Annotated in this window: 18 protein-coding genes; 3 read left to right on the plus strand and 15 right to left on the minus strand. The window is 49.9% G+C overall.

Features of this window, described 5'->3' with window-relative positions:
- Positions 1–2: 2 nt before the first annotated feature.
- The 3 genes from ACLTX1_RS10050 to asnB all read right to left on the minus strand — a co-directional run bounded on the left by ACLTX1_RS10050 (position 3) and on the right by asnB (position 3,146).
- Positions 3–1,001: a ComEC/Rec2 family competence protein gene (locus ACLTX1_RS10050; RefSeq protein WP_412330880.1), complete on the minus strand. Its 999-nt coding sequence runs from the start codon at positions 999–1,001 to the stop codon at positions 3–5.
- Between the two features lie 96 nt (positions 1,002–1,097).
- Complete coding sequence (locus tag ACLTX1_RS10055; protein WP_176819914.1) at positions 1,098–1,358, minus strand: hypothetical protein; 261 nt, start codon at positions 1,356–1,358, stop codon at positions 1,098–1,100.
- 207 nt (positions 1,359–1,565) lie between these two features.
- On the minus strand, positions 1,566–3,146 hold the full coding sequence (asnB, locus tag ACLTX1_RS10060; RefSeq protein ID WP_308449705.1) for an asparagine synthase B: 1,581 nt from the start codon (positions 3,144–3,146) through the stop codon (positions 1,566–1,568).
- A 551-nt stretch (positions 3,147–3,697) separates the two neighbouring features.
- Here asnB and ACLTX1_RS10065 point away from each other — a divergent pair.
- Positions 3,698–5,221, plus strand: a complete 1,524-nt coding sequence (locus tag ACLTX1_RS10065; RefSeq protein WP_308449704.1) for a phosphomannomutase/phosphoglucomutase — start codon at positions 3,698–3,700, stop codon at positions 5,219–5,221.
- Between the two features lie 75 nt (positions 5,222–5,296).
- On the opposite strand, the gene ACLTX1_RS10070 is transcribed toward ACLTX1_RS10065, so the two are convergent.
- On the minus strand, positions 5,297–7,648 hold the full coding sequence (locus tag ACLTX1_RS10070; protein ID WP_412330881.1) for a LuxR C-terminal-related transcriptional regulator: 2,352 nt from the start codon (positions 7,646–7,648) through the stop codon (positions 5,297–5,299).
- A 219-nt stretch (positions 7,649–7,867) separates the two neighbouring features.
- The gene (locus ACLTX1_RS10075) at positions 7,868–9,193 is read right to left on the minus strand and encodes an MATE family efflux transporter (protein WP_412330890.1); all 1,326 of its coding nucleotides are present in this window, start codon (positions 9,191–9,193) and stop codon (positions 7,868–7,870) included.
- A gap of 227 nt (positions 9,194–9,420) precedes the next feature.
- On the opposite strand from ACLTX1_RS10075, the gene spoVAC reads away from it, so the two are divergent.
- A complete protein-coding gene (spoVAC, locus tag ACLTX1_RS10080) occupies positions 9,421–9,867 on the plus strand; it encodes a stage V sporulation protein AC (protein WP_176819907.1) in 447 nt (148 codons plus the stop codon).
- Between the two features lie 9 nt (positions 9,868–9,876).
- Positions 9,877–10,878, plus strand: coding sequence for a stage V sporulation protein AD (gene spoVAD, locus ACLTX1_RS10085; protein ID WP_412330882.1), 1,002 nt, complete (start codon positions 9,877–9,879; stop codon positions 10,876–10,878).
- A 47-nt stretch (positions 10,879–10,925) separates the two neighbouring features.
- On the opposite strand, the gene ACLTX1_RS10090 is transcribed toward spoVAD, so the two are convergent.
- The 10 genes from ACLTX1_RS10090 to ACLTX1_RS10135 all read right to left on the minus strand — a co-directional run.
- Complete coding sequence (locus ACLTX1_RS10090) at positions 10,926–12,398, minus strand: flippase (RefSeq protein ID WP_412330883.1); 1,473 nt, start codon at positions 12,396–12,398, stop codon at positions 10,926–10,928.
- Between the two features lie 67 nt (positions 12,399–12,465).
- Entirely contained in the window at positions 12,466–12,762 is a 297-nt protein-coding gene (locus tag ACLTX1_RS10095; RefSeq protein WP_412330884.1) for a hypothetical protein, read from the minus strand.
- Positions 12,763–12,870: 108 nt separating this feature from the next.
- On the minus strand, positions 12,871–13,869 hold the full coding sequence (locus ACLTX1_RS10100; RefSeq protein ID WP_412330885.1) for a glycosyltransferase family 2 protein: 999 nt from the start codon (positions 13,867–13,869) through the stop codon (positions 12,871–12,873).
- The gene (locus ACLTX1_RS10105; RefSeq protein ID WP_412267061.1) at positions 13,832–15,277 is read right to left on the minus strand and encodes an O-antigen ligase family protein; all 1,446 of its coding nucleotides are present in this window, start codon (positions 15,275–15,277) and stop codon (positions 13,832–13,834) included. Before ACLTX1_RS10105 ends, ACLTX1_RS10100 begins: the two co-directional genes overlap by 38 nt.
- A 15-nt stretch (positions 15,278–15,292) precedes the next feature.
- On the minus strand, positions 15,293–16,399 hold the full coding sequence (locus ACLTX1_RS10110) for a glycosyltransferase (RefSeq protein ID WP_412330886.1): 1,107 nt from the start codon (positions 16,397–16,399) through the stop codon (positions 15,293–15,295).
- A gap of 28 nt (positions 16,400–16,427) precedes the next feature.
- Positions 16,428–17,504 (minus strand): glycosyltransferase family 2 protein, encoded by a 1,077-nt coding sequence (locus ACLTX1_RS10115; RefSeq protein ID WP_412330887.1) that lies wholly within the window; start codon positions 17,502–17,504, stop codon positions 16,428–16,430.
- 12 nt (positions 17,505–17,516) lie between these two features.
- Complete coding sequence (locus ACLTX1_RS10120) at positions 17,517–18,578, minus strand: glycosyltransferase family 2 protein (protein WP_412330888.1); 1,062 nt, start codon at positions 18,576–18,578, stop codon at positions 17,517–17,519.
- Positions 18,579–18,584: 6 nt separating this feature from the next.
- Complete coding sequence (gene glf / locus ACLTX1_RS10125; protein ID WP_308449692.1) at positions 18,585–19,691, minus strand: UDP-galactopyranose mutase; 1,107 nt, start codon at positions 19,689–19,691, stop codon at positions 18,585–18,587.
- A gap of 33 nt (positions 19,692–19,724) precedes the next feature.
- On the minus strand, positions 19,725–21,104 hold the full coding sequence (locus ACLTX1_RS10130) for an exopolysaccharide biosynthesis polyprenyl glycosylphosphotransferase (protein WP_308449691.1): 1,380 nt from the start codon (positions 21,102–21,104) through the stop codon (positions 19,725–19,727).
- Positions 21,105–21,280: 176 nt separating this feature from the next.
- Positions 21,281–21,709, minus strand: a 429-nt coding sequence (locus ACLTX1_RS10135) for a sterol carrier protein domain-containing protein (protein ID WP_412330889.1), incomplete at its 5' end; no start/stop codon positions are given.

Genomic DNA, 21,709 nt, shown 5'->3' on the forward strand with positions numbered 1-21,709 from the left:
ACTTACGCTGCCGGAGAAAGGCCGTTTTCCGCCGACCACGTATAGACAGAATACGTATTGCCGTCCGTTGTAACGGCGACGGTGCCGTCTGTATCGGTGCGCAGGATCTTGCAGTTGCGTTCGGAAAGGCTTTCGAGCGTTTCGTGGTGCGGGTGACCGTATTTATTATCCTGCCCGCAGGATATGACGGCGACGGCGGGGTTCACGGCGCGGAGAAAATCCATGGAGGACGATGTGGATGAGCCGTGGTGGCCGCACTTTAAGACGTTTGAAGTGATGTCCGTTTCGCGTGCTAAGATATTCTCTTCAACTTCGGTTTCGGCGTCGCCGGTGAGCATAAAGGAGATATTGCCGTAGGTGAAGCGCAGAACAGCGGAATAGTTGTTGAGGTTATCGAATATCTCGTCCTTTTCCGGGGATAGGACGGCAAAATTGGCGTTTTCGGGCGCGGAGATTTTTGTATCGGTGGAGATCTGCTCGGTTTGGACGTTTTTGTCGAGCAGGGCATCGAGCATATTTTCGTATGTAGCGGTGGTGGGCGTTTGGTCGTCGGGCAAAAGGGGCATGTAGAACGTGCCGATGGTGTAATCCTCGATAATCTGCTTCATGGAGCCGATATGGTCCGCGTGCGGGTGCGTGGCGACAACGGCATCGAGCGATGTGACGCCGAGCGCCTGAAGGTCGCTTTCGATAGTCTCTCCCGCTTCGCGGGTGCCGGCATCAATGAGCATGTTGTAATCGGTGCCGATTTGAATTAAAATGCTATCCCCCTGCCCGACATCTAAAAAGTAGACGGCGCAGTCGGCGGCGTCGGTGCTTTGAGTGGGCTGTGCGGGGGCGCTTGAGTCTGTGTTCGGTGCACCGGTGAGGTACGTTTCAAGCTCCGGGAAATAATAGACAAGCACCGCCGCGAGCACAAGGACGACGCTGATGACGGCGGAAAGCGTTTTTTTGTTCCGGGGTTGGCGGCGACGGACTGCGCCGGTTCTTTTTTGTGGCATGAGTCTCTCCTTTTTGTTTACATAATTTGTTTTACGTGATACAAAAAAGCTGCCGCAGTTTTTACTTGCAGCAGCTTACTTTGCAAATCCTACTCTTTACTTACCTTGCGTTTCGTCCTTGTAAAGGTTAAAGCGGAACAGCTTGGATTCATCCGCTTCATTATCGCAGACCACAAAGGCTTCTGCGATCTTTCCGCCTTCGATCAGAGACGTAAGACCGATGAGCTGACACAGCTTGCTTTTCAGGTTCAGCTTATCACCGTCGCGCGTCATCAGATACACATTGCCCTCGCAGCTATCCAGTACAGACAGGAAGCCCGGAACATCGATGTCGTGAAGTTCGATCATCTTGGACATCAGTCATCTCTCCTTTGATATGAGATTTAGTCTCATTATGGTTTGCCGATAGGGTTCTATGTGGAAAACCATAATATCCTATGATGGCTTTATTCTATCACAACAGCAGAGAATACACAAGGGCTAAACGGAAAAAAGGTGTGTTGCATTCAGGTTAAATTTTCAGTGAATTTGTTAAACATTGAGAAAGTTTATGAATCTTTCCAATCATTCGCCGGAGGCACCGTAGTTCGCGAGCACGCGGGCGCTGGGATCGTTGACATCGCAGCCCTCCCACGCTTTGTTCGGCATCCAGAAGTCCTTGACCATTTCCGCTTGACCGGGATAGTATTTTTCAAAAATTTCACGGTAGAGAAGGGATTCTTTCGTAAACGGCGTTGCGAACGGATATTTTGCGGCGCGGAGCTTCATTTCGTCATCGGTATACTTTGTTTCGGCGTAGGCCTTGAGGTAATCGACCATAGAGTGACCGACGGCATCGGAGAACGCGGCTTTTTCGCGGTATAAAATCGGCAGCGGGAGGTAATCGCCCTCGAACGCGTGGCGCAGGAGGTATTTGCCTTTTTTGTACTTGTTGAGCTTCATCTCAGGATCAACGGACATGACGTATTTGACGAAATCGAGGTCGCCGAACGGAACGCGGGCTTCGAGCGAGTTGGCGGAGATGCAGCGATCGGCGCGGAGCACATCGTACATATGAAGCTCCCGCACGCGCTTTTGGGCTTCCGTTTGGAACGCAGCGGCGCTGGGGGCGAAATCTGTATATTTGTAGCCGAAGAGCTCATCGGAAATTTCACCGGTGAGCAGCACGCGGACATCGGTCTGCTCGTGAATGGCTTTGCAGACGAGGTACATGCCCATGCTGGCGCGGATGGTGGTGATGTCATACGTGCCAAGCAGCGCAATGACGGTTTCGAGATTTTCGATAACATCGTCCTTTGTGATGATGACCTCGGTGTGGTCGCTGTGAATGTAATCGGCAACTTCGCGGGCGTATTTTAAATCGATGGCGTCTTCACTCATGCCAATGGCGAACGTGCGAATGGGCTTCTTTAAAAGCTTTGCCGCGACGGAGCAGACGAGGGAGCTATCGAGCCCACCACTGAGAAGAAAACCGAGCGGGGCATCGGCATCGAGCCGCTTTTCGATGCCGGCAACGAGCTTATCATGGATGTTTTTACAGACAGTCTCGAGGTCATCGCGGCAAACTTCTTCGACTTCGGCGATGTCGCAGTAGCAGGTAAATTTGCCGTCCTTATAGTAGTGGCCCGGCGGGAACGGCATAACGCGATGGCACAGGCCGACGAGGTTTTTCGGCTCGCTGGCAAACACAATGTGGCCGCTTTCGCTGTACCCGTAGTAGAGCGGGCGGATGCCGATAGGGTCGCGCGCAGCGATGAAGCTATCAGTCTCGGCATCGTAAATAATCAGGGCAAACTCGGCGTCGAGCTTCTTGAACATCTCGGTGCCCTCTTCTTTGTAGAGAGGGAGTAAAATTTCGCAGTCAGAGTCACTTTTGAAGGTGTAGCCTTTTCTCCGGAGCTCCTCTTTAACGGAACGGAAGCCGTAGAGCTCGCCGTTGCAGACGACGGCGGAACCGTCCAGCTCAAACGGCTGCATGCCTTCTTCTGTGAGGCCCATGATGGCGAGGCGGTGGAAAAAGAGCCAACCTGCGGGCGTTTCCAGTGTGCGGGACATATCCGGCCCGCGGGAAACGGTTTTATCAAAGCCCTTTCGTAAATCTTCCAAACGAATGTCTTTTGCTGTGTAACCCATAATCGAACACATATCGGTTCCCTCCAAATAAAATAATTTCAGTCCAAACGCAAATAAAAAAACAGCCGTTTGTCCCAATTTCTTAGGACGAATAGCTGTTGTATCCGCGGTGCCACCTAAATTATCTTATAAAGAAGATCACCTTTACTGTCTCTAACAAGACAGGCACGGCTTAACGCGCCGCCACACGTCGCACCTACTGAGATATACGCATCTTTTCGGCTTGAGGCTCCGAAGTGTTATTCGCCGGTGTGCTTACGCGGGGTTCACACTCTCCCCCGCTCACTGTGCAAAGCGGTCTGCCGGGTACTTCTCTTCATCTGTGCCCTTGAATTATTATGCTAAGTTTATACCACCAATATTTCATTTTGTCAACACTTTTTTGAAAAAATTTTTGATTTTACATGAAATTTGCAATTTTTCGGTTTACAGCTTGCAGTTTGTAGACGATTTTAGCCATACTAAAACGTATTTGTCAAAAATCAAAAAGCTCTTTTCATTTTACGGGAGTTGTATTATAATAAGCTTGGATAAAATGCAAAATGAAACAGGAGGTCTTTTCCATGTTTGCCTATAAAACTTTGAAAAGCGGCACTGACATTCGCGGTGTTGCAAGTGAAGGCGGCGGCGCGCCAATTAACCTGACCGATGAGGTCGTGGAGCGCATTGCAGCCGGTTTTCTCGTTTGGTGCGAAAAGCACCTGGACAAGTGCGCCGAGGGGCTGAAAATTGCCGTCGGCCATGACTCCCGCATTTCCGCAGACCGTATTGCGGCGGCGCTGTTCCGCGCGTTTACGACGTACGGTGCTTCGGTTTACGACTGCGGCCTTGCCTCTACCCCGTCGATGTTCATGGCGGTTTTGGAGCTGCCGTGCGACTGCTCGGTGCAGATTACGGCGAGCCACCATCCGTTCTTCCGCAACGGACTGAAGTTCTTCACGCCTGCGGGCGGCCTTGACAGCCCGGATATTTCCGAGATTTTGGAATATGCACAGAACGGCGCTGCGCCGAAGGAGACCGACAACGGCACGCTGGTGCCGGTGGACTATATGTCGAAATATGCAGATAATCTGCGCGAGATGATCCGCAAGGGCGTGAACGCGGAAGATTATGCGCATCCGCTTGCGGGCTTTAAGATCGTTGTGGACGCCGGCAACGGCGCGGGCGGTTTTTACGCAAACGACGTGCTGAAGCCGCTTGGTGCGGACATTACGGGCAGCCAGTTTTTGGAGCCGGACGGCCGCTTCCCGAACCACATTCCAAACCCGGAGAACGAGGAGGCCATGGCGAGCGTTTGCGCGGCGACCGTGAAGGCCGGTGCGGACCTTGGCGTAATTTTTGACACAGACGTAGACCGCGGCGGCGCTGTGGACAGCCGCGGCGAAGAGATCAACCGCAACCGTCTTGTGGCGATTGCTTCCGCCATTGCGCTGGAGGGCAACCCGGGCGGCACCATTGTGACGGACTCCATTACGTCTGACGGACTCAAGACCTACATTGAGCAGACGCTCGGCGGCAAGCATCACCGCTTTAAGCGCGGTTACAAGAATGTCATCAACGAAGCGGTACGCCTGAATAACGAGGGTGTGAACTGCCCGCTGGCGATTGAGACGAGCGGCCATGCGGCGCTGCGCGAGAACTACTTCCTTGACGACGGTGCCTATCTGGTGACGAAGATCATCATTAAGGCGGCACAGCTGCGCCGCGAGGGCAAATCGCTCGATAGTCTCATCGCCGATCTGAAGGAAGCCAAGGAAGAAAAAGAGTTGCGCTTCCCCATTACCGCGGAGGATTTCCGCCCCTATGGTGAGAGCACCATTGCGGCGCTTGAAAGCTACGCGAAAGCGCACAACTGGAACATTGCGCCGGACAACCGCGAAGGCATCCGCATTTCGTTCCCGGAAAACGACGGCGACGGCTGGTTCCTGCTGCGCATGAGCGTACACGACCCCATTCTACCGCTGAATATCGAAAGCAATTCCGTCGGCGGTGTACGCGTGCTGGCTGAGAAGTTGCTGAAGTTCTTTGACGAAGTGAAGCCGGAGAATGTGGACTATGCGGCGCTGAAGGGATTTTTGGAAAAGTAAGCTGAAATTAAATATTTAAATAAAAAGAACTCCCGACTGCTGCGGTTCATCATTTGCGGCAGTCGGGAGTTTTCGTCAAAACTCGATGATATGGAGCTTTTGGGCGACTTCTTTGGCGTCGCCGCGGCGTTTGACGCCGAGCTTTTGGAGGATGTGGATGACATGCGTTTTGACGGTGGCGACCTTGACACCGAGGATGTCGGCGATCTCCTGGTTGCTGCGGTTGCCGCACAGGAGCCGGAGCACCTGCGTTTCTGCGGGCGAAAGCGGTTCTGAGAGCCGCGGCATGGGACGCAAGAAATTCGGGTACAAAACAGCCTGACGGCGCGTTTCCTGTAAAAGGAGTGAAAAGAAGGACTCGTCCTTTTTGTAGCCGGTAAACGTCAGCATGGGCATTACGGCGGCGCCAAACTGCGCAATAGGCATAACGAAGCGGTACTCATGGGCGGCATCAAGCGCCTGCATCCACTCCTCCTGCCACCGGGCGTTATTTTGCCGCTGATAGCAAACGGCCGTTAGGATGCGGATATATATGCGGTCCATCACGCGACCGCAGCGCTCACAGAACGGGATGAGTGAGGCCAATGTGAGCAGCGCGGTATTTTCTTCTCCGAGCGCGATCTCAACCATGGCACGCGTTATATACTGGTAGCGCCACATGGTACGGATGCGCGGCGTGATCTGCGGGGCAGATGTACGGTACCACTGCTCTGCCTTTTCCATTTCACCGGTGCGCAGCCATATACGGCAGCGCATGGCATCGATATTCGGCAGGAAACGCTTGTTGTCCTCCTCAAACTCTGTTCGCAGACTGTCTAAAGAAGAAAGCGCCATGATGGCGTTGCCTTGCTTCGTTTGGGCGCGCGCCATGAGACCGATGATGGCAAACGTCATATCCGGCGTACCGTGACGCTCGATCTCGGGCAACTGGGCTACAAGCGTCATGAGCCACGGAAGGTTATCCTCCCCTTTTTCAAATTTGCTTTCGCAAAGGGCGCAATCGGCAAAACCGATGCCGTCTTTGCCGAGAATAGCCTCCATCGGCTTGCGGATGGTTTTGTAGAGCAGTTCATCGTGCTTGGACCACGAGCAGAAATCTTTGCCGCCGTTCATAAGACTTGGCAGCATGCTGGTGACAGAAAACGTGGGTGTTTGCAAGCTTTTATCCGTTAGAATTTTGAAATAGTTGCCGATATTCTCTGCGATGCCTTTGCTGCTGCGCTGCGGGAGGGAGATATCGAGATATGCAAGCTTGCCGCGCACCTCTTTGTAGGCGGTGTCGGTCTTTTTGAGCGGGGCGGCATACTCCTGCAGGGCGGAATACCACATTTCGGAGGCTTCGTAATCCATGCAGAGGGACGTGAGCATGCTCATACCGCACATGAGCGATGGCGAGCGGAGGATCTCCTCTTTCGGGATGGCATAGTAATACTTTTCCATCTCATAGTAATGTCCCACACCGGGGTGCTGCTCTGCGTTGCGGATGAGCATTTCCGAGACGCGGCGGTGGTCTTTGCAGCGCGAATAGCACTCGAGCGCATGCTCGTAATCTTCGTGCAGCTCATAGTAAAGCCCGGCGCGGCTGTACACTGCGGCCTGCTCCTGCGGCGTATAGACTTGGCGGAGTTCCCACAGGAGGAACTGTTGGAAAAAGCTCCAGAAGCGGTATTTCTGTGCATCGGCATTTAAAAGCATGGTGGTATCGTGCCGAACGATGGAAATAAGCTCGTTGATGTGGCTGTCGCCGGAAATCATCTGGGCAAGCTCGGCGTCGAATGTATCGAACGGGGCGATGTCGAGCAGCATACGGCGCAGCGGCATTGAAAAGCGGTTGAAGATGTTATCCTCAAAATAGTGATAGATTTCCTGCTGCACAATGCCGACGATCTCCGGCGTATAGGGCTGACCGTTTTGCATCAGGCGCGAAAGCGCCGTTAGGGCCAGCGGGTAGCCGAGAGAATCGTGGATGATGACGTTGATCTCTGCTTCCGTTGGTGTGCAGCCATTCTTTTCCAGAAAAACACGCACGGTATCGCGGTCAAACAGCAGATCTCTGGCCTCGATGAGCTGCAAAAGCCCCGTAAAGCGGAATGGCATGAGCCAGCCGGGCAGCACGCCGCGGCTTAAAATGACGAAGTGCAGCTCCGGATTTTCGCGGATCCATGCGCAGAGCGTTTGCTGATCTTCCGGGTCTTTGAGCGCGGGCAGGGAATCGATCACAATCGCATCTACATTTTTCGGCACGGGCTCGTGCAGGAATTCCGGGTCTTCTGCCGAAAACACGCAGGTTTTGTGATTGCTGAGCAAGGCGGTGGCGGCTGTAGACTTGCCGAAGCCGCACGGCGCGCTGAAGAAAATGACGCGGCACTGAGCCCAACCCTGTAAGAATTGCTCGCGCAGCGATGGCTTGATGACGACTTCATTCATGTGCTCTACTCCCCTTTTATGGTTTATAACCACAATATATCATATTTTGCGCGAAATGTAATCCATCTAAAGATGGATTTTTGAAAAAATTTTGGTTTTGTCGAGGAGAAAAGGTGGAAAGGTAGTACGATTTTGCGAAAATGAAAAAAGCCTCTCGGACACCGGCACGTGCATGCGGTGTTCGAGGGGCCATTTTGTTGTATTTTGTACAACTGTATTTCATACAGCTTTTATGCGGCTTTTTCCTGAAGCTTCTGCTTTTTTCTCTGCGTCTTCGACGAGACGGCTCTTGGAGAGGTCGGCGTGGCGATAATAGAGCAGTGTGAGGGTGCTGCACACGAGCCAACCGGCAGGGTAGCCTAAGGCGATGGGAATGATGGTGTTGGAGATGAAGTTCGCCATGATAAAGAGGTAAATCTGGCGGAAGACGACGAACGAGCTCAGCATGATAATCATCGGTGCGCGGGAATTGCCTGCACCGCGCAGCACGCCGGAGTAGACCTGATTGACGCAGCAGAACACGTAGAACGGCGAGCAATAACGCAGCAGCATGGAACCGTATGCGACGACCTCTGCTTTACCGTTGAAGAACGAGACGAGCTGCGGCGCGAAGATGAGCAACGGGATTGTCAGAATGACGGTTGCGACGACGGACATGATAAACGCTGTGCGTGCGCCCTTCTTGGCGCGGGCGACCTGATCGATGCCGAGGTTCTGTCCGACGAATGTGGTAGACGCGAGCGCGAGAGACTGCATCGGCAGGAAGAGAAGCTGGTCAATCTTACTGTACGCTGTCCAGCCGGACATGCAGTCTGCGCCGAAGTAGTTCACATAAGACTGTACAAATACGTTCGAGAACGCGGTGATCGCCATTTGGATGGCGGCCGGGATGCCGACGCGCACAATCTTCGCGAGCATTTCTTTATCGAGCTTCAAGTATTTGAGCTCGACCTTGATGCAGGAATCCGTGCGGAACAGCGTAATCATCGTAAGCATGGCGGAGACGCCCTGCGAGATAATGGTCGCATACGCAACGCCCTCAACACCCATGCCGAGCGACAGCACGAAGACGAGATCGAGAATGATGTTGAGCACGGCGGAGACGACGAGGAAATAGAACGGGCGCTTGGAATCACCCACGGCACGCAGAATGCCCGCGCCCACGTTGTAGAGCATAAGGCCGATGACGCCCGCGAAGTAGATGGTGAGGTATGCGGAGGACTCCGGCATGACCTCTGCCGGGGTCTTCATGAAATTGAGCACGAAGGGGATCATAGCGATGCCGATGACTGTAAAGAGCACAGCCAAAATGAGCGTCATGGCGATGGAGGTGTGGACGGTATCGCGCACCTTATCATACCGCTTTGCACCGTAATACTGTGAAATGACGACGCCGGCGCCGCTGGAAAGCCCTAAGAATATGCCGATGAGCATGTTGATAACAGGACCGACCGTGCCGACCGCCGAGAAAGCCTCGTTGCTGACATAGTTTCCGACAACCCACGTATCGACCGTGTTGTAGAGCTGCTGGAAAATGTTGCCGATGAGAAGCGGAAACGCGAATGTGATGAGGTGGCGGAAGATGCTGCCCTGCGTCATATCCACATCGCGCTTAGTTTTCTGCTTCAGGATGCTGAGTTTAGACATAATAATATCACCTGCAACTGATTATACACGCTCTGTTTGAGATAATCAACTAAAATCTTAAAAATGTGGAATATCTTTTACCTCGATACGCACAATAAACCCGGTTAAACAGAAAGGGTGGTCGTATGAAAAAGAAAACACCGCAGCAATATGACGCGATGGTGCAGAAGGCTTCACCGCACTCCCCTGTACTGAAAAACTGCCTGTTTGCGTTTTTATCCGGCGGGGCCATCTGCACACTGGGGCAAGCACTTGCGAACACGTTCATGCTGCTGGGGCTCGATTTAAAAGACGCGCGGACGTGCGTTTCCATCTCGCTCATTTTCATTTCCGCCGCGCTGACAGCCTGCGGCGTATACGACAACATAGCGAAATACGCCGGGGCAGGCACGCTGGTTCCGATTACGGGGTTTGCGAACTCAATGGTCTCCCCTGCGCTGGAATTCAAAAGCGAGGGCTTTGTGACGGGCCTCGGCGCGAAGCTGTTCACGGTGGCGGGGCCGGTACTGGTGTTCGGCATTTCGGCTTCGGTTTTGTACGGGATCGTGCTGTATATCATCGGGCTGTTTTAAGGAGGGCTTATGAAAAGACTCGGACGTTACACGCTTCTATTTGAGCGCCGCCCGGCGATTTTGGGCCACGCGGCGATGTGCGGAAAAAAAGAAGCCGCGGGCCCGCTGGCGCGCGACTTTGACCAGACGTTTCTCGATTCTTATTTGAATCAGGAAAGCTGGGAAAAAGCGGAAAGCATGCTGCAAACGGAAGCCGCGAACCTTGCGATACGCAAGGCGGGGCTTCAAAAGCAGGACATTAACATGGTATTTGCGGGAGATCTGCTGAACCAGTGCATTTCGAGCACGTTTGGTCTGCGCGGAATGGACATTCCGTTCCTTGGGCAATACGGGGCGTGCTCCACGATGGCGCAAACGCTCATCATGGCCTCCATCATGGTGGAATGCGGCGCGGCGAACTACGCCTGCGCGGTGACCTCTTCCCACTTCTGCACGGCGGAGCGACAATTCCGCACGCCGCTGGAATACGGCAGCCAGCGCGCGCCGACTGCGCAGTGGACGGCGACAGCTTCGGGCAGCGCGGTGCTCGGTATGAGCGGCGACATTCAAGTGCGGCACGCGACCGTGGGGCGCATCACCGACCTTGGTGTGACCGACATGACGAACATGGGCGCGGCGATGGCCCCCGCTGCAGCGCAGACTTTGCTGGATTTTTTTAATGATACGGCGACAAAGCCTGAGGACTACGACCGCATTTACACAGGCGACCTCGGGGCGGTTGGCACAAAATTATTATACGAACTGCTGCGCGAAAACGGGATCGGTCTGCGCAACCACGAGGACTGCGGGCTGATTCTATTTGACCGCGAGGCACAGGACGTGCACGCGGGTGGCTCCGGCTGCGGATGCTCAGCCGGTGTATTATGCGGGCATATTTTGAACCGCATGGATCGCGGAGAGCTGAAAAATATTCTCTTTATGGCGACCGGCGCGCTGATGTCCACAACCTCTTCGCAGCAGGGCGAGAGCATACCGGGCATCGCGCATTTGGTGCATGTGGGGAGGGGATAAAAAAACTCGGCACAATCTGTACCGAGCTTTTACGGCGGATGATGCAATTAAGCTACGTCATCCGCCTTATTTTTTCTTTTAAGTTTTGAAAGCAACCCGAACACAATCTCTTTTACGAGCGGTTCTTTGAGCAACAGTAAGACGATGCCGTAGAGGCCAAAAAACAATATTGCTGCAAACACCAGCAACCAGAATGTGCCGATTTGCAGATGACTGACCCAAACTGCGCTAAGCACAGCCGGAATGAGTGCTGCAAAAATTTTAAAATAATGTATATCCAGAAAAGCACCGCGCACTTCTGAACGCAGCGCAATATACTGCACCACGAGCACCGCAAACTCGGCGGCAAGCGTACCTATAGCCGCGCCGGACGCGCCGTACTGCGGAATTAAAATCGCATTTAATATTAAATCGGTAACAGCACCGACGATTTCGGAAACGAGCACTGTTTTTTCACGCCCAAGCGGCACAAGAATTTGAATGCCCAACACATTTGTGATGCCGATGAACAATAGCGTCGGCATAATGATCTGCATAGGCAGGGTTGCCGATTCATACAGTGTGCCGCCGGTCAGGAAACGAATGCTCTGCTCGGCAAATAGCATGAAAAAGATCATCAGCGGCAGTGCCACCAGCATGACGAAGTTCAGAGCCTTTGCACTAATACGCCTGAATTCACCCTTCATCTCCATCTCAACGTAATACGACGCACGCGGCAGCAGTACCGTGCCGAGGGACGTCACCAGACTGACCAAAACCACTTTCACCTTCACGGCGGCATCGTAATAGCCGACCTGTGTCTTTGTCGCCATGATGCCCAACATCACGTTGTCCAGATTAGTATAGATTGTCGTGGCACAGGACATGGCGAAAAAGATCAGCACCGGCTTTAAGTGACGGTGTATGCTGTAATATCCGACTGGGTGAAAATCGATGTACTTTCGCGCATGAAACAAATTGATAATATTTGCAGCACTGGATGCAAATACGGTGATGCCTCCATAAACTACATAATCGCTTTTTTGGTGGATCAAAAGAAACATGCCGACCATGGCGATGATCTTGAAGACAATCGACCGCACCGCAATATAAGTGTACTGCTCCAAAGCTTTATAGAGCCACTCCATACCAATGGCAGAAAACAGAATCATAGAGCTGACCACGATATACAGTGCTCTGTCCTCCCGCAGCCGCGGCACAAAAATAATGGCCAGTGCCAGCGCAACATATGATAACGCCCCGACTACAAGGTTAATGGCGAGCAGTTCGTGTGTCGTTCGCGTCAGCTGCTCCCGGTCATCTCGCACCATAGCGCAGATGCGTATGCCGTAAATTGGGATGCCAAGCTGTGCAAACATGTTGAAATAGGTGATTAACGAGATGGCAAACGAAACCTTGCCTGTTCCATCCGGCAACAGAATATTGGAAACATAGCGGAAGGTGATGAGCGGAAAAATGATGGACGACATTGTGAGAATGGCGTTCATCACAAAATTTAATTTCAGGGATTTCCCTTTCATAAGCAGAACCTTTATCCTTTCGGTCTAAACCGCACGGTAAGCTCCGCAATTCTTACCGTATATATCTTTATGGAAACAAATATTTGCCGACATACGGGATCTTCTGCAATACCTTTACAAGCAGCAGAGCGGCAAAATAAACCGCAAACGCACCGAATAGCCGCCACCATCCGCTTAATGTATCGACCGAAAACCACGATGTAATTCGATCGATAACCAGCACGTGTATCAAGTAGATTCCAAAACTTGCCCCTGAAAGCCATTTGATGAGACGGATAAATTTCTCGTTTCGAAAAATCGGATAATCGCAAGCATACTTTATGAATACAAAAATGGCAGCAGCCAGAAGAATCGGAAAACGCATGAACTGCGCCGTTGCAATGCATACCTACAACGCAAAGACATGCCAAAACATTTAACACATCAAAATAAACAATTCGCTTTCGTTCTACTGTTTTTCCATGTTATCCTCTTAACCGTTTGCACCGACTTCTCGCTTTTTCATGGAAGCAAGTACCGGGAAAAGCAGGAAATTTGTAGATGTCAGCATTTTAAAGCTCTTAGCACCATTGAGTTCGGTATAAAGCGTTTCGCTTTTACTTTTAATCGTTTTCACCATAGCTTTTGCGGACTGCTTTGCCGCTTTGCTGTCTGTGGCTGTCAGATAAATGAAAAGCTGCATACCGGCAATTCGGGTGATATTTCTGCGTAGGAATGCGGCAGTTTTTGGTTCTGACGTACCGCTGTTTTCATACGCCGCATATGCATCGGAAAGGTGACCGAGTACCAACTCGTGCATCGCACAGTTGCGCTGTAAGCTGTTGATATTCATGCTCTGTGTGGAAAGCGAAACACGATACATATAGATTGTTTGCGGAGCAACGGTGACTGTTTTCACATACGGGATGGGGTACAAAAGGTACTCTGCATCTGTATAGAAACAGTTATCAAGATGAACGTTATTCTTTTGCAGAATACCCGTGCGATAGGTCACATTGTGCATCGCCACGGTGAGTTGATCGCAAACAGAAGAAAACGGCACGTCCATACACGGAGCAACGTTCGTTTTCTCTTCTTTTTTTTGCCCTGTTTCATGGTCTACACAGCAATGATCCGCACAGACCATATCGGCATTTGTCTTTTCCAGTATATCCAGAAAAGCGCCCATCTGTGCTGTGTTTACCCAGTCATCACCGTCTACCATACGAAAATATTTTCCGGTAGCGTGCTTGATGCCGCTATTTACAGTGGAACCGGGTCCTGCATTTTTTTGTGAGATCAAACGGAATGTTCCGGGATATTTTTTTTCATATGTGGAAACAATTTCCGGTGTGCGGTCTTTGGAGCCGTCATCGGTCACGAGGACCTCCACACGATCTAAAATTGCAGGATCGATAAAGGAATCAAGACACTGTTCGATAAATTTTTCTACGTTATACGCTGCGACTGAGATGCTTAGCACTTTTTGCATAATGTTCCCCCTCTTCCTTTTTTACAGTCTGCATCAATGCACCTAAGGCCATCCAGAACATAAAGGACATCGGCGAGCAGACATACAAAATTTCAGACATGAAACAGCTTGCACACACCATGGCTGCCAAAACGGCTAAATACGCCGGTGCGATTCCTTGCAGCTGCATAGAAATCTGTTTCCAATTTTTAAATACGGCAATGATACACCGCACAGCCAACGCAAGATACAAAAGCAAGCCCACAGCGCCCTGTGCGACTAAAATATCAAAGAAGGCGTTGTGCATACTGGAAAAGTGCATGTGGTCGTTATTGATTAAATAGGAGTCTTCCTGTTCGGCTTCAACGTAAGCCAAAACTGTGTTATGCCCCACACCGAAAACCGGTTTTTCTTTAAATATCTCGATTGCGCTTTTCCAAATATCTATACGGCGATTTGATATATCTGCCGCGTTCGTTTCTTTGGGGCGGATTGTCACCTTTGTTGCGTCGGGTTCAGCGCTTGGCTTTGCTGCTGCACTTGGTTTCGCTGAACTGCTTGCGCTCACAGTTTCTTTTTCCTCCATAACTGCCACACTGTTATTATAAACTGTCTTTATAGCTGTCGGCAAAGCTACCGAGGCTACAACCGCTACAACAGCAAGCAAAACGGTAACTCCTCTTCTGCGGCTTTTAACCGTATAAAGCACGGCACAAACCGCCACGCCGACAGTGAGCGCAATGCGGCACGCGCGGGAATCTGAAAACGTGATATACAACACATCTAATGCCACCAAACAGCTCATTGCAATACGCAAAATGATGTTGTGATTTTTACTGAAAACACCAATTGCAAGCAAAAGTGAGACGCAGCACATTAAAGCGCCGATATTCGGATCCCAATAGACACCGTAGAGGCGTCCCCAGTAAAAGCCAGTATAGTAAAGCGGCATTTCCGGTGTTTCGGGATAAAAGATCTCATTTTTTCCGAGAAGCATATAAGCAAAACTCATAACGGTCAGTACAGCACATACACTTAAATAAAATCCAATCCAAACGCGCCGCTTTCTTATATCTTCCGCGGAACGGCTCTCCTTATAGCAATACACCATTAAGAATAAGATTCCCTGCATGATGAGTGTTCGGATATTCTCATACCAACCATACTGGCGATTCAAAAAGGTTGAAAGCAGATAGGTTACGCAAAGTGCTGCGATCAGCCAAAAGCCACGGCTTTTACTGTACGTCTTAAAGTGTAAAAATCGATATACGCAGACTGCGGCAGATAAAAACAGTGTTGGCCATAATGCTAAAGAAATGATTGCCGTACCGAATGTCAGCGAGCAATCCTGAAAGAAGCCGACGGTCATAAACCCTAAGCCGGCAAATAGTTCAATCCACCAAAATGTGCGGTCGGCGAGTTTTTTCATAACAACTTCTTCCCCCTAACCCAATATGGATAATATCTCCTCTTTTTGTGCATCTAAGTCAAACGGACGAATTTGTTCGCGGAACGAGTGGACATCCTTATGAACACACGGCTGTGCATTTACGATCGCATTTGCCCACGTTCCTCCGTTGTTTTCGATATCAAGAAAAACACAATCATCTGTGAGCTTTACTTCATCCGTGATACGGTCGCTTAAAAATGTTTTCAAGCCCGCGACTTGTGCTTCGATTGCAGAAACAGGTAATCCCTCGAAAAGTGACGGTAATAAAAATGCGTCCATCGCCTGCAAAAGCGACGGTACATCGTCACGAATTCCCAAAAACTGCATATGTTCAAATAGCTGCATTTCTTTTGCCTGTGCTTCCACTGCCAGACGATCAGGCCCGTCGCCGATCAAAAGCAGCTTGGCGTTCGGCAGCTTTTCACGTGTCTTTTGCAGAATTTTCAAAAGGTAAGCGCTATTTTTAGCCGTGACATAGTTACCGATATGCCCGAGCACAACGTCTTTCTCCGAAAATCCGAGTACACTGCGCATTTTTGCGCGTACAGCAGAATCAAACGCATAGCGCTCTACTTCGATCGGATTGTATAGAATTTTCACCTTGTTTTGTTCAACCAATTCCGATGGGAACAACCATTTTGCTGCGGCTTTGGAACAGGCGTAATAATCATTGGCGTACTTTGGCAGCTTGTTGCGGCTTCTGCCATTCATGAAAGACTTCAAAAATGCTTTTACTATGCTGCTTTCTCCCTGGGACGTGCTGTGACTATGCAAAATCACGCGCGATACACCGGCATCGTGTGCGGCTTTGGCACCAATACAGTGCATCGGCTCTGAAATATTGAAATATGTTGCATCATAAGATTTTTGAGATAAGATTTTCCGCATCGCTTTATACTGCTTTTGCGGGTGCATCAATCCGGGAATCTCGTGGATTTCTGCTTTAAACGGCGCTAAGCAGGCACGTAAATCTACATTATCCTTTCCTGTGAGAATGTCCGCGTGTATACCTGCATCATAAAAGACACGCAGAACACGCAAAAGATATTTATCAATACCGCTGTTTCTGCCGTCTATCATATATCCGATCAGAACTTCCATACTTTCTCCTAAAAACAAGCAAATTCGGTCAGTGCTGTTGTTTGAGTGTCGAAAAGACCGTGGGAAACGCGCTTTTTACTGCAAAAATACTGCGAGCAATCATCAGACACAACGGGATATTGCCTGCACAAAACGCCTTTGCCATGCACTTGAAAAGCGTGCCGCTTGCCTGAACCGCCGACAGCAGTTCTTTGCACAACGGCGTTTTATACTGCTGCTTGAGCCATTCTTTGCGCTGCGCGTGGTTCATGTCAGAGCGTTTATCACAGTTGCGCTGCAAGGCGGAAAACAGGTAGCGCACATAGATATTGGCTAAAATTCTGCGCACCTCTTCTGTGCACATGCCCCAGTTTTTATACTGCTCCAGCACCAAGAAAACCCGCTCCGCGTTGAGTGTGAAATAATCCGGCAGAAATTTATTTGTCAGGCTGCCGTCTATACGCTTCAAGTAATGATACGGTGTTGTGTTCAGCACGTTCATGGAGCACACCGAATCAAAATAAGAAACGTTGAATTTGATGTCCTCAATCAGCGTGATCTTTTCAAATACCACACCGCTTTCACGCAAGGACTGAACACGGTAGACTTTGTTCCACGCATAGCCGTACAGCGTTTTTTCCTCCAAATGAATAACCTCACGGCGCACGTCTTCCGGCGTATACAGATACAGCGTTTTTTCCGCTGCGACCGGGAAAGTCTGCTTTAAAACACCTGCGCGGTCATAATACTGCTCTAAAAGTCCGAAGACAACAACGTCTGCCCTGTTTACTTCCAAAGAGGCTTTTACTTGCTCCAACAGATTCGCATCGATCACGTCGTCGGAATCCATAAAGAACACATACTCTCCTCGCACATGCGGGAAACCGGCGTTGCGTGCGTTGCTGAGGCCGCCGTTTTCGGGCAGATGCAGTACGGTCATACGCTCGTCTTTTTTGACCCACGCATCGCAAATTTTCGGAGAAGCATCCGGCGAACAGTCATCAACCAAAATGACTTCAAAATCTTCAAAAGTCTGTGCAGCCACACTTTGTAGCGTTTGTTCCAAATAATCCGCAACGCCGTATACGGGCATCACGATGCTGAAAAACGGAGTTGTCCTATCCATTTACAGCCTCCGTTATCTACCGGCCTTCAGCTTAGCAAAAAGCTCTGTATTACCGGACTTTACCTTGGAAATAATGCGACCTTCAAGATACGTCAACCCAGTGCTGTGCATTTTAAGCGGCACAAGCATGAGCTTCATATAGGCTGAGCGCGCTTTGGTGAGCTTTACAGACTGCATTGCTGTCGGGGTAGAAATCATTTCACGGATTTTCGCTTTTTTCTCTTTTGTGGTGAGCGCACAGTTGCGGTTTGTTACATTTTCGATACAGCCGATAAGGCGCTCGGAATAACGGCGTGCGAGGAATTCTTCTGTTTCCGGCGTATGAATATTCCAGTGCTCATAAAGGTCAATCATCCAGCCGTGTTCTTCCTCGCGCTTATCGTACATATCGCTTCTGTAACGCGCAGTCTCACTTTCCTGACGCTTGCGGATAAAGTGATAATACTTGCCGGAAAGCACCGTAACGCGCTCCACATCGCGGATAACGCTTAAAATAAACGGGAAATCATCCCAGAAGGTCTGCGGAAAATAAATACCGTTGCCCTTTACATACTCTGTCAAAAAGAGCTTATTCCACGGAGAATACAACAAATTCAGATCAAACAGGTGATGGGCGTCCTCACGGAACGCCTGTTGTGTGGGATACACACAATCCTTATACGCCTGCTCCTGCACAAATTTTTCCGAATCCGTGTAATACGTATCAATATAAAAGCCCGTTACAACAAACTGGGAACTGTTCTTCTCTGCTGCCGTCACCATATCTTCCAGCATGGTCGACTCCGCCCAATCATCGGAATCCATAAAATACAAATACTTTCCGGTAGCTTGATCGATTGCGACATTTCTTGCGCTTGGCGCACCGCCGTTTTCCTTGTGAATGACTTTGATGCGTGGATCTTTTGCTGCATATTCGTCACAAATCTCACCGCTGCGATCCTTTGTACCGTCATCTACACAGAAAAACTCCCAGTTTTTATAAGTCTGTTTTTGTATGCTCTCTATTGCTTTGCCAACGTAAGCTTCTACACCATACACAGGCATGATCACGCTGACTTTTACATTTTCCATCATAATGTCTTACTCCGCAAATTCTTTTTCCACAGCCGAAAGCGCTGCCTCAATAACCTTATCCATATCATAATATTTATACTCTGCCAATCTGCCGCCGAAGATCACGTTCGGTTCGGCATCGGCCAGTGCCTTATACTGTTGATAAAGCGCGCTGTTTTTTTCGTTATTGACAGGGTAATATGCTTCCATCCCCTGCTGCCAAACCGCAGGATATTCGCGCGTGATGACCGTTTTTTCCTGCTGACCGAACGCAAAATGCTTGTGCTCGATGATGCGCGTATACGGCGTTTCACGGTCCGTATAGTTGACGACCGCAACGCCCTGATAATTCGGTGTATCCAAAACTTCGGTCTCAAAGCGCAGGCTTCTGTACTCAAGCTCACCGCATTTATAATCAAAATAAGAATCAATCGTACCTGTATAAACGACTTTTTCCGCAAGCGCATCATACGCTGCACGATTCGCAAGATAATCCACATCAGTGCGCACTTCAATGCCATCGAGCAGCTTATCAATAATCTCATTATAGCCGTTTACTGGGATGCCCTGATACGGATCGTTAAAATAGTTATTGTCATACGTATAGCGCACAGGGAGACGCTTGATGATGAATGCCGGCAGCTCCGTGCAAGGTCTGCCCCATTGCTTTTCCGTATAGCCCTTGATGAGCTTAGCGTAAATATCCGTGCCGACAAGGCGAATCGCCTGCTCTTCGAGGTTTTTGGGTTCGCCTGTTACGACGCCGCGCTGTGCTTCAATCTTTTCACGTGCTTCGTCCGGTGTTACAACACCCCAAAGCTTCGAGAACGTATTCATATTGAACGGCATGTTGTAGATTTCGCCTTTATAATTTGCGATTGGTGAATTCGTGAAACGATTAAACTCTGCTAAATCATTTACATATTTCCATACGCGGCGATTTGCCGTATGAAAAATGTGTGCACCGTAACGATGTACGGTGACTCCTTCGATCTCTTCGCAATAAATATTGCCGCCAACGTGATCGCGGCGCTCCAGCACAAGGCATTTTTTGCCGCGCAGTGTAGCTTCGTGTGCAAATACGGAACCGAAAAGGCCGCTGCCTACAATGAGATAATCATACTTTTTACGCATACTAATTCTCCTTCCAATTATTAAATCAAGAATTTATTCTTCAATTTCATTTATACTCTTGGTTTTCTCCGTCATCTGAGCAGACTTCTCTTCTGTGAAGCCTTCTGTAGATTCCGGCACGAACATGATCTTGATTGTCAGCAGAATCAGCTTTAAATCAAGCAAAATTGACTGTTTTTCAATATACTGAAGGTCGAGCCGCAGTTTATCGTAGGGGCTCGTGTTGTATTTGCCGTAAATTTGGGCATAGCCGGTCAGGCCGCCTTTGACGCGCAGGCGGTAGGAAAACTCGGGGATTTCTTTTGTGTATTCTTCCACGTGTTCGATGCGCTCCGGGCGTGGGCCGACGATGGACATATCACCTTTTAAGACGTTAATAATTTGCGGGAATTCATCGATGCGCAGTTTACGGATGACGCGACCGACACGTGTGATGCGGGGATCGCCGGAGCGACACGGAATGGATTTGCCGCCTTTTTCCGCATCTACGATCATACTACGGAACTTGAGAATTTCAAAAACCTCGCCGTTTTTGGTGCAGCGCTTTTGCTTATAGAACACAGGGCCGCGATCCTCGAGCTTGATGGCCAAGGCTGTAAGAAGAAGCAGCGGGGAAAGCAGAATAAGTGCCGTAAGGGAAAGCAGAATATCGACCACGCGCTTGACAAGGTTGTACCAGAAACGCTCGCTTCGGTACTCATATTTCATCATGGGCGTATCGATCAGATGACGCGCTCCGAAGCCTTCCATGGTGATCTCACTGAGCTGCGGCGTGATATAGAGGCTTTTGCGGCTCTGCATGCAGTACCAGATCACCTCTGAACGCTTTTTAGAGGAAACCTCATAGAAAATGACAGCTTGATAGGGAGCGACTTCTTTTTTCCAGTCGCCCTTCAGAATATCCGCAGAAACGACCTTTTCGATGGTGAAAATATGACCAATCTTATCAAATTTTTGTAGAAACTCATTCACATTATCCGCGCCGGAGATGACGAGGGTCTTTTCCGGCTTGCCGAACGCGATGGTAAAACGCTTGCCGACAAGAGCCCAGCACGCTGCCGCCAAAAGCTGGCAAAGCACCGTGAGAATGCCGGGAATTAAGTTTACATAATTATGGCGAATCATGCAGAATTCGCCATAGAGCAGCAAATCTGCCATGCCAAAGGACAGGAACTGCGAAAAAATAGTTTCTGCTATGGAATAATCTGTAATTTTAAACGCACGGAAAAGATTGCCGAGTGCTACGTATACGATGGCGTAGAGAATCAATGTGACCGCATATCCGATGCTGTCTGCTCTACGGAAAAGTCTTGGGCCGTAATATTGGAACAAAACCATGGCAAAAAAGCCGAATTGCAATGCAAAAATGGAGAACTTCATGATCATAGAAAGCGCAAACTTTCTGTTATTCATTTATATTCACGCACCTTATATTCTTAATAAATACTGTTACATATTTTTAATTATACCATTCGACACGCTTATTGTCAATTCGTTTTTTAAATCCTGTGCAACGCACTAATTACCCCCTATAATCTCTTCTTTTTTTCGTAATTGTTACTAATAATCCTACAATAAAATTAATATGCTTAGAACAGATCCATCATGGAGCACTTTTTGGGGTAGAAGACGTTGGGGACGGCAGGAGCTTGGCGGAGGAGGCGGACGTCAGGCATCCAGGGGATATCGGCGGCGGCACGGGCGCCGGTGATGAGGGCAGAAAAGGCGCGGATGTTGAGGATGAGGTCCGGTACGGCGTCGGTTTTTTCAACTTTATTTTGCTCGCCGGGGGCAAAGTGCAGGCGCCATGTGCCGTTATTCTCCGTGATGATATCGTCTTCGATACGGAGGGTGATCTCCCCTGTGCCGCGGCAAGCACAGTTTTCTAAAACACGTTCGACGTTGACAACGCGCAGCATGCCGTTTGGGAACACGGAGCAGAACGTACGCGTGTTTTCGCCGATGAGCTGCTCTAAGCGCATATCGGACGGGACGGTGAAACGGAGCTTCTCATAATC

The sequence above is a fragment of the Hominenteromicrobium sp. genome (assembly GCF_046974225.1).
Lineage (GTDB): Bacteria > Bacillota > Clostridia > Oscillospirales > Acutalibacteraceae > Hominenteromicrobium > Hominenteromicrobium mulieris.

Excerpts from the sequence above, each read along its gene's own strand:
- ACLTX1_RS10050 (WP_412330880.1), bottom strand. The coding sequence starts at position 1,001 with ATGCCACAAAAAAGAACCGGCGCAGTCCGTCGCCGCCAACCCCGGAAC.
- ACLTX1_RS10110 (WP_412330886.1), bottom strand. The coding sequence starts at position 16,399 with ATGGAAGTTCTGATCGGATATATGATAGACGGCAGAAACAGCGGTATT.
- ACLTX1_RS10115 (WP_412330887.1), bottom strand. The coding sequence starts at position 17,504 with ATGGATAGGACAACTCCGTTTTTCAGCATCGTGATGCCCGTATACGGC.
- ACLTX1_RS10055 (WP_176819914.1), bottom strand. The coding sequence starts at position 1,358 with ATGTCCAAGATGATCGAACTTCACGACATCGATGTTCCGGGCTTCCTG.
- ACLTX1_RS10130 (WP_308449691.1), bottom strand. The coding sequence starts at position 21,104 with ATGAATAACAGAAAGTTTGCGCTTTCTATGATCATGAAGTTCTCCATT.
- ACLTX1_RS10090 (WP_412330883.1), bottom strand. The coding sequence starts at position 12,398 with ATGAAAGGGAAATCCCTGAAATTAAATTTTGTGATGAACGCCATTCTC.
- ACLTX1_RS10065 (WP_308449704.1), top strand. The coding sequence starts at position 3,698 with ATGTTTGCCTATAAAACTTTGAAAAGCGGCACTGACATTCGCGGTGTT.
- spoVAC (WP_176819907.1), top strand. The coding sequence starts at position 9,421 with ATGAAAAAGAAAACACCGCAGCAATATGACGCGATGGTGCAGAAGGCT.
- ACLTX1_RS10070 (WP_412330881.1), bottom strand. The coding sequence starts at position 7,648 with ATGAATGAAGTCGTCATCAAGCCATCGCTGCGCGAGCAATTCTTACAG.
- ACLTX1_RS10095 (WP_412330884.1), bottom strand. The coding sequence starts at position 12,762 with ATGCGTTTTCCGATTCTTCTGGCTGCTGCCATTTTTGTATTCATAAAG.
- ACLTX1_RS10100 (WP_412330885.1), bottom strand. The coding sequence starts at position 13,869 with ATGCAAAAAGTGCTAAGCATCTCAGTCGCAGCGTATAACGTAGAAAAA.
- glf (WP_308449692.1), bottom strand. The coding sequence starts at position 19,691 with ATGCGTAAAAAGTATGATTATCTCATTGTAGGCAGCGGCCTTTTCGGT.
- ACLTX1_RS10105 (WP_412267061.1), bottom strand. The coding sequence starts at position 15,277 with ATGAAAAAACTCGCCGACCGCACATTTTGGTGGATTGAACTATTTGCC.
- spoVAD (WP_412330882.1), top strand. The coding sequence starts at position 9,877 with ATGAAAAGACTCGGACGTTACACGCTTCTATTTGAGCGCCGCCCGGCG.
- ACLTX1_RS10120 (WP_412330888.1), bottom strand. The coding sequence starts at position 18,578 with ATGATGGAAAATGTAAAAGTCAGCGTGATCATGCCTGTGTATGGTGTA.
- asnB (WP_308449705.1), bottom strand. The coding sequence starts at position 3,146 with ATGTGTTCGATTATGGGTTACACAGCAAAAGACATTCGTTTGGAAGAT.